General features: G+C 41.3%; 2 protein-coding genes. Both read left to right on the top strand.

Annotated elements, in window-relative coordinates:
* Nucleotides 1-91: 91 nt before the first annotated feature.
* Complete coding sequence (locus AAEY55_RS17980) at nucleotides 92-931, top strand: tyrosine-type recombinase/integrase (protein ID WP_350552570.1); 840 nt, start codon at nucleotides 92-94, stop codon at nucleotides 929-931.
* Nucleotide 932: 1 nt separating this feature from the next.
* Nucleotides 933-2,057 carry an IS91 family transposase gene (locus AAEY55_RS17975; protein ID WP_350552567.1) on the top strand — a complete coding sequence of 375 codons (1,125 nt, stop codon included), beginning with the start codon at nucleotides 933-935 and terminating at the stop codon, nucleotides 2,055-2,057.
* Nucleotides 2,058-2,394 lie beyond the last annotated feature (337 nt).

Raw genomic sequence — 2,394 nt, 5'->3', positions numbered from 1 at the left:
GTTGAACAAAGCCGCTACGCGGAGCTAGCAACTTCTAGCATAATTGCCACACTTGTCATTGGGACTTCCCCCTATTCACCGGAGAAAACCAATGACCCCATTAAGACAACGCGTCATAGACGAGATCCGTTTAAGAGGCTACTCACCACGTACCGAAGAATCTTATATAAATGCACTTGCTCAGTTAGCACATTACTACGATAAATCGCCTGACTTAATTAATAAGGAAGAGCTTGAGGCGTATTTTAGGTATGTAAACCTAACACAGCACTTGTCGCGTGCAACGATTGCATTAAAACTCAATGCCGTTAATTTTCTATATAAATATGTACTACAGCGCTCATTCAGCATTGATATTGTATTGCCTAAAAAGGCACACAAAATACCGATATTATTAACACGAGATGAGGTTCATCGCCTGTTCTTAAATATGGCATCTGCACAACAAAAAGTCATGCTTTGTATTTGCTATGGGTGCGGACTCAGAATAAGTGAATTACTGAATTTACGGGTTGTTGATATTGAATTTAGCCAAGACTGCCTATGGGTTAGAGCAGGAAAAGGCAATAAAGACCGTCGTGTCATATTACCTAAAAGTGCAGCAAGGCGGTTAAACGCTTACATAGCAGGCTTTTCCCTTGGCAGTATACTGTTTTGTACCAACTGGGATAAAGAAAAAGCGATTGATGCAAAAACGTTTAGTCGTGGATTAAAACGTGCGGTAACGAGGGCTGAAATTACAAAAAATGTATCCGCGCATAGCTTGCGCCATGCTTATGCCACACATCAAATTGAAGCTGGTATGCCGCTTCATCAGTTACAAAAACAGCTCGGACATACGAGTATTCGTACGACAGAGCGTTATTTGCATTGGTTGCCAGAGATGGCACATAGTAGCCATGATTTAATGGCTGCGTGGGAGGGAAATTAAAATGGCAACGATGCATCATGTCGCAGATGTCTTAGCGCAACACCTCAGTAACTATAAAAAAATCCATGCATTAACCTATCAACAACAGCGAGTGTGTCAGCATATACAGGACTGTCGAACCGTAAAGTTAGGCGCTCAGCAATGGCAGTGTGATCGTTGCGATCATAATAAAACGGTGTACTGCGCATGCAGAGATAGACACTGTCCGCAGTGCCAAGGACATGTTAGCGATCAATGGAGTGAACAACAAAGTAAGGATGTCATCAATGCGCCTTATTTTCATCTGGTATTTACACTCCCTCATGAACTAAATGGATTAGCAAGGCAATATCCGCGTGAGATTTACAGCTGTTTATTTCATGCTGTATGGCAAACCCTTAGTCAGTTTGCGCAGCGTAAAAAACAGCTACAAGGCACGTTAGGAATGACTGCGGTCTTACATACATGGGGGCAAAGCCTTGCTCAACATATTCATTTACACTGTTTGATTCCAGGTGGCGTATTAACGTCGTCAGGTGAATGGCGGGGTGTTAAAAAGTCGTATTTATTTGCAGTAAAAGCCTTAGCAGTCGTGTTTAGAGCAAAAATGCTAGCAGCCATTAGGGCGCATAAACTAACGATACCTCAAAACGAATTGTTAATGACAAAATCATGGTGTGTACACAGCAAAGTGAATTTGACCGAAGCGAAAACAGTGTTGAAATACCTTGGACGCTACACACGTAAAGGCATGTTGCATGAAGGACGGCTTAAGCAAGTAACAAAAGATGATGTCACGTTTAGTTATAAAGACTACCGAGACAGCAAAATAAAGCGAATGACATTAACAGGCATAGAATTTATTAGGCGCTATTTACTGCATGTGCTCCCAAGTGGGTTTATGCGAATACGGCACTACGGGTTTTTAGCCAGTGCGTGTAGAGCAAAAAAACGGGGTATTATCAGCGCACAAACAGACAAGCATGAGACTGAAAATAAGGGAAAGTCAGATACAGCAGGTGCGATGAGAGTTAATTGGCCGTGCCCATCATGTAAGCAAGGGCAGTTGATAATGAAAAGCCTCTGTATAAAGGATGCAAAAATCGACGGCCTAGCGACGGGAGGCGTAATAATGGATAGTGGATGAATAGTAAGTCGAACCGTTAAAAGCAACTCGTTAACTAAGTTGGTGTAACACAGAATCAGCTTAGATGTGGTGCTGCCCAAAATAAATAAAAAGGATGACAGTAGACAATAAGCAGGCAGAAACGATATAAAAAAGCGTAGAAATGTAATTAATAAACAGTAACTAACCCGTCTAGTAGTAAAAGGGTGTCGAATAAATCTGCAATCAACAACTTCCCTAAAAAAGAGAATTCCTATAGCATTAAGCATACCAATAAAAATGTTGGATGAGGAGCATGCTTCGTTCAACAAGGTATTTATACGATACAAGCAACGTAACGTATAAATACTAAGACGTT

Origin of the sequence: Pseudoalteromonas sp. 120-MNA-CIBAN-0494, from assembly GCF_040308885.1 — a bacterium.
GTDB lineage: Bacteria > Pseudomonadota > Gammaproteobacteria > Enterobacterales > Alteromonadaceae > Pseudoalteromonas > Pseudoalteromonas nigrifaciens.
Note: the sequence above shows the minus strand (reverse complement) of the source record. Positions and strands in the feature narration are given on the sequence as shown.